The sequence below is a fragment of the Halomonas sp. BC1 genome (genome assembly GCF_002078135.1).
GTDB lineage: Bacteria > Pseudomonadota > Gammaproteobacteria > Pseudomonadales > Halomonadaceae > Vreelandella > Vreelandella stevensii.
Genome location: NZ_LFGS01000002.1, coordinates 127,205 through 132,926 on the forward strand (window position 1 = coordinate 127,205; position 5,722 = coordinate 132,926).

The 5,722-nt window shown below is 57.8% G+C and carries 6 protein-coding genes and 1 pseudogene; all 7 read left to right on the forward strand.

All coding sequences use genetic code 11. The features are described 5' to 3' along the window. Window positions 1-244: iron chelate uptake ABC transporter family permease subunit (locus B7L72_RS00720; RefSeq protein ID WP_139788410.1), on the forward strand; the 244-nt coding region annotated here is incomplete at its 5' end. Continuing rightward, on the forward strand, window positions 244-1,032 hold the full coding sequence (locus tag B7L72_RS00725; protein ID WP_081192021.1) for an ABC transporter ATP-binding protein: 789 nt from the start codon (window positions 244-246) through the stop codon (window positions 1,030-1,032). The genes B7L72_RS00720 and B7L72_RS00725, both read left to right, overlap by 1 nt. Window positions 1,033-1,046: 14 nt before the next feature. After that, window positions 1,047-1,868 carry a nucleotide-binding protein gene (locus B7L72_RS18780; RefSeq protein ID WP_254893724.1) on the forward strand — a complete coding sequence of 274 codons (822 nt, stop codon included), beginning with the start codon at window positions 1,047-1,049 and terminating at the stop codon, window positions 1,866-1,868. After that, on the forward strand, window positions 1,819-2,358 hold the full coding sequence (locus B7L72_RS18785) for a hypothetical protein (RefSeq protein ID WP_254893726.1): 540 nt from the start codon (window positions 1,819-1,821) through the stop codon (window positions 2,356-2,358). The genes B7L72_RS18780 and B7L72_RS18785 overlap by 50 nt, the downstream gene beginning before the upstream one ends. A gap of 106 nt (window positions 2,359-2,464) precedes the next feature. Beyond that, window positions 2,465-2,905 carry a YtoQ family protein gene (locus B7L72_RS00735; RefSeq protein WP_016914164.1) on the forward strand — a complete coding sequence of 147 codons (441 nt, stop codon included), beginning with the start codon at window positions 2,465-2,467 and terminating at the stop codon, window positions 2,903-2,905. Window positions 2,906-2,938: 33 nt separating this feature from the next. After that, window positions 2,939-3,551: pseudogene (cobO, locus tag B7L72_RS00740) on the forward strand (cob(I)yrinic acid a,c-diamide adenosyltransferase). 653 nt (window positions 3,552-4,204) lie between these two features. Next, entirely contained in the window at window positions 4,205-5,653 is a 1,449-nt protein-coding gene (locus tag B7L72_RS00745; protein WP_081192023.1) for a P-loop ATPase, Sll1717 family, read from the forward strand. Window positions 5,654-5,722: the final 69 nt, after the last annotated feature.

Here is a 5,722-nt window from a genome sequence, read left to right on the forward strand (position 1 = left end):
CGCCGTGACCAGCGCGGGCAGCATCGGCTTCGTGGGGCTGATCGTGCCGCACATGCTGCGCCTGGTGCTGGGCAACGACCAGCGGCTGATTCTGCCCGCCTGCGCCCTGGCCGGGGGCACGCTGCTGGTGCTGGCCGACACCCTGGCCCGCACCCTGATTGCCCCGGAACAGCTGCCCGTGGGGGTGATCACCGCGCTGCTGGGCGTGCCCACGTTCCTCTTTCTGCTCTACCGGAGCCGCTGATGACCCGCTTGGCCACCCAGGAGTTGATCATCGACGTGCCGGGGCGCCGTTCAGGCACCGCGCTGAACCTCACCATCGAGCCGGGGCAGGTATGGGGCGTGCTGGGCCCCAACGGCGCGGGCAAGACCACGCTGCTGCACACTTTGGCCGGGCTTCACGCTCCCCGCTCGGGGCAGGTGCTGCTGGACGACACGCCACTTGGCCAGCTACGCAGGAGGCAAGTGGCCCAGCGGCTGGGGCTGGTGTTTCAGGAGCGGCTGGACGGCTTTCCCGCCACGGTACTGGAGACCGCGCTGATAGGCCGCCACCCCTACCTTTCATTGTGGCAGCGGGAAGGTGCCGACGACTACGCCCGCGCCGAAGCCGCGCTGGCTGCGCTGGACGTTGCCCATCTGCGCGACCGCCTGGTGAATACGCTTTCCGGCGGCGAACGCCAGCGGGTGGCCGTGGCCACGGTACTGACCCAGGCCCCCAGCCTCTGGCTGGCCGATGAACCCACCAATCATCTGGATTTACACCATCAAAGTGCGGTGATGGCGCTGATGGCCGAACAGGCCGCCCAGGGCAGCGCGGTGATGATGTGCCTGCACGACCTCAACCTGGCCGCCCGCTGGTGCGACCACATTCTGCTGCTTTACCCCAGCGGCGAAGCCTGCTGGGGCCCCCGGGACACCATGCTGGTGCCCAGCGCCCTGGAGCGGCTCTACCGCCAGCGGCTGGCCACGGTAGAGGTGGACGGCGCGCCGGTGTTCGTGCCCATTCAAGCGCCATTGACCGATCATGAATGATTCAAGGAAGCCACATGTTGCAAGGTGAAGCACACGCCGCGTTGATCAGCGCCCCCGGCTCCGGCCAGGGCAAATCCATGGTGACGGCGGCACTGGCCCGGCTGCACCGCAATGCCGGGCGCACCGTGCGGGTGTTCAAGCACGGCCCCGACTACCTGGACCCCATGGTGCAAGAGGTCGCCTCTGGCCAGCCGGTGTACCAGCTTCACCCCTGGATGACCGGCGAGCACGAGTGCCGCTGGCGGCTGGCCAAAGCCGCCCAGGAAGCCGATGTGATTCTGGTGGAAGGCTCCATGGGGCTGTTCGATGGCTCGCCCTCCAGCGCGGATCTGGCCATGCTGGCGGGTATTCCCGCGCTGCCGGTCATCGATGCCTGGGGCATGGCGCAAACCTTCGGCGCGGTGGCCCAGGGCCTGGCCAACTACCACCCGGATCTCGCCATTCACGAAGTGATCGCCAACCGCGTGGGCAGCCCCGGCCACGGCAAACTGCTGGCCGAGAGCATGCCGGAAGGCATTGCCCTGCTGGGGGCCATTCCCCGCCACGAGGCCATGCAGATTCCCGACCGCCATCTGGGCCTGGTGCAAGCCAGCGAACTGGGCGGCCTGGATGCCCAGCTGGATGCCGCTGCGAACGTGCTGGAAGAGGCCGGGCTGGGCCGCCTGCCCAAGCGGGTCACGCTCAGCGCTGAGACCCCCCACGCCTGCCCCGACACATCTGCGCGGCGTGCGTATCGCCATCGCCAAAGACGACGCCTTCGCGTTTCTCTACCGCGCCAATCTCGATGTGCTCGAAGAGATGGGCGCCATGCTGCGCTTCTTCTCGCCGCTCGATGACACAGCGCTGCCAGAGTGCGATGCCCTGTGGCTGCCCGGCGGCTACCCGGAACTCCACGCCGCCCGCTTCAGCGCCAACCAGCCCATGCACGACGCCATTCGCGCCCACCACTGGGCAGGCAAGCCCATACTGGCCGAGTGCGGCGGGCTGATGAGCTGCGTAGAGCAGCTGGTAGATGGCGACGGCAACGGCCACGCCATGCTGGGGCTACTGCCGGGCACCGCCAGAATGGCCGGCAAGCTCACTGCGCTTGGGCTGCAAAGCCTGCACACCCAACGCGGCGAACTGTGCGGCCACACCTACCACCACTCGCTGCTGGACACCTCCCTGAAGCCGCTGGCCCGCACCCGCAAGCTGGCAGGCAGCGAAGCCGAACCGATTTACATCGAGGGCGCGCTGGTGGCCAGCTACTTCCACGGCTACTTTCCCTCCGCGCCCAGGCTGGTGGCGGACATTTTCACCGGCCAGGCACTGCAGCCCACCGCGTAACGGGCAGGGGAGGCGGGTCGCTGCAAATCAAATATGGAAGGTTTTTCCAAAAAGCCCAGTGGGCTATGATAGAGCGACACACACTCCCCAACCCCAAGGAGCCACCATGAGCTTTTACGTCTACCTTTCCGGCGAGATTCACACCGACTGGCGCGAAGAGATCCAGCGCGGCGCAGAAGCCGCAGGCCTGGACGTGGTCTTCACCGCCCCGGTGACCGACCACGACGCCTCCGATGCCGCTGGCGACCACCTGGGCAAGCCGGACAACGGCTTCTGGCGTGACCACCAGTCCTCCAAAGTGAACGCCATCCGCACCCGCACCCTGATCGAACAAGCCGATCTGGTGGTGGTGCGCTTCGGCGACAAGTACAAGCAGTGGAACGCCGCCTTCGATGCAGGCTACTGCGCAGCCCTGGCCAAGCCCTACATCACGCTGCACAGCGAAGAGATCGTTCACCCGCTGAAAGAAGTCGACGCCCAGGCCCAAGCCTGGTGCACCACCACCGATCAGGTCGTGGAAACCCTGCGCTATGTACTGAAAGCGTAAAACGTAGTTCGTAAAACATTCCAAGGAACCCCCATGCGCGAAAATGCCAAAACCCCGGAACGCCATGCCCAGCGCATGGCGGCCAAGCAAAAAATCATGAACGAGCGCATTGCCCGCGCCGACAAAGAGCAGGGCATCTTGCTGGTGCTCACCGGCCCCGGCAAAGGCAAAAGACAGCTCCGGTTTTGGCATGCTCGCCCGCGCCCTGGGCCACGGCATGAAGGTAGGCGTGGTGCAGTTCATCAAGGGCGCATTCAGCACCGGCGAAGAAGCCTTCTTCCGCAACCTGCCCAACGTGGACTACCACGTCATGGGCGAAGGCTACACCTGGGACACCCAGGACCGCGAACGCGACGTCGCCGCCGCCAACGCCGCCTGGGCACAAGCCAAGCGCATGCTGCAAGACGACAGCTACCACATGGTACTGCTCGACGAACTCAACATCGCCCTGCGCTACGAGTACCTCGACCTGGACCAGGTCCTCGACGACCTGCAAGCCCGCCCCCCCATGCAACACGCCATCGTCACCGGCCGCTACGCCCCCCAGCCCCTCATCGACCTCGCCGACACCGTCACCGAAATGAAAGTCGTCAAACACGCCTTCAAAGACCAAGGCATCAAAGCCCAAAAAGGCATCGAGCTTTGAAGTGAGGAGAAACGCGCAAGGGGTAACGGCAATGCAAATGGTCGATGGCAACTTGTAGCGCGGCGTAACGCCTGAGCGAGAGCAACGAGCGAAGAAGGCACCCGCAGCGGCGGCCCGGCGCGAAGGCGGCCCCCAGCCGCCCCGAACTTGCATTGTGGGAGGCAGCTTTAGCTCGCGACGATCAAGCCACCAAGCCTCAGCCCACCCGCCCTTGTGGGAGGCAGCTTCAGCTCGCGACGATCAAGCCACCAAATCTCAGCATACCCGTAGCGCGGCGTAACGCCCGAGCGAGAGCAACGAGCGAGGAAGGCACCCGCAGCGGCGGCCCGGCGCGAAGGCGGCGACCAGCCGCCCCGATCCCGCCACATCCCCTCACCCACACTCCTCAAACTGACCCAGCGCAATTTTTCAAAAAATCTGCGTGACCAAAGCCAAATTTATCAATAGAGTATGATGAAATCGCAAAAAGCAGCGGTCACGCGAATTTTGGTTATGCTGCCATAAGTCAGCTATAGTCTTTTAGAAACAATGGTTTATGCCTGTTTGAGTGGCTATATAACATCAATAATCATGCTGGCGCGTTCAAAAGTGTTATGTGGAAGGGCGTATAATCACTGTTATGACATGCCGCAGGACCATATAAAGGAGTAACAATGGCGAATTTTAGCGACATAAATTTTAAGTACACGGATGCTGAAGAAGAGCGTTTGTACGCTCCACAGCTACTAGAAGAAGCTTATGTAGATATAAATGGAATCCTTAACGCTATCACCTCGCCTGAGAAATTCCTCGTTGTAGGCCCCAAGGGTGCCGGAAAAACGGCGCTCGCATCCAAACTTTTGTTAATGGACAAGCATAGGTGGGATCTCTTCGTCGACGGCGATATCTTGGAGCAGTTTGAATATCACCTATTAAACAAGACCGGAGGCGAAAAAGGTACAACGATAGGTGGTTCTCTTACTGCTTGGCAGTTAATCCTTTTTCTCAGGATTATTCCCCTTTTTTTAAAAGATGAACACTTTAAAGATAAAAATCCTGGGATTATAAAGCTAAGTGAATCCTTGAAGAAATATGGCCTATCTGAGTCTGATAGCTTGATCAGCATAATCCAGTATACAAGTCGCCGAGGCATTTTTGGGAAGGTTAAATCTGCAATATCTGAAGTTACAGGTGAAAAAGTTGAAGAAGAAAACTATAAGGTAAAAGATCCAGCTGCACTACTTTCTTCAATTAAGAGCATATTTGAAAAGGCCACTCCATCAGAATCAAGCTACTATCTAGTAATCGATGGTTTAGATTATATTCTGAGGGAGGGTAGAGATAATACAAAATATATTGCCGATCTGATAAATGCCGTGAGGCAGCTAAATATATTTTTTGCATCTTTAGGGTTATCTGCGAAGGCAATAATTCTGATACGAAATGAAGTTTTAAAGGTAGTTCCCGATCCAAACCTTACCAAAAGAATTAATGATAACGGTGTTCAACTAAAGTGGTTTGACAATGTTAGATCGCCATTCGATAGCAGCCTTTTAGAGGTGATTCGGAGCAGGGCTGCACTCGCTGGATACCAGGCTTCTATGAGGGAGCTTTGGTATAACTGGTTTCCAAGGGAGATTAACGGTACGGGCTCATTTGAATTCGTGATCGTAAATACAAGATACCTTCCAAGGGACTTAATAAGTTTTTTCAGGGAGGTTCAAAAACTTGGGAAGCAACCGCCATTTAACAGAGTAGACGTCCTGTCTGCCTTAAATAATTATTCAGATTGGTTTTTGCAGGAACTTGGAGATGCTCTGGTTGGCGTGATAGATGAAAACATTCGAGTAGAGCTACCTGATATTATTTCAGAATTGGGTCGTAACTTTAAAATAGATGATTTAAAAGAAAAGCTTGAGGAGCATGGGTTGCTTTCGAAGGGGATAACGGCTGAGCAAATCGCACGAGACCTTTTTAATTCCTCATGGCTCGGAAATCGGTGGGACACCAATAAAGGGACTCCAAGATACTCTTGGAAACATCGTAAAATAAATGCAAATCTGAACCTTAAGCACGAACTAGTAGTTCATTCAGGGTTATGGAAATCCCTCAACCTAATTTAGTCATAACAATACGCTGTTGCCGGACAATTTTTTCACCGCTTTGCGATTCCAAAATTGCCGCAAAGCTTC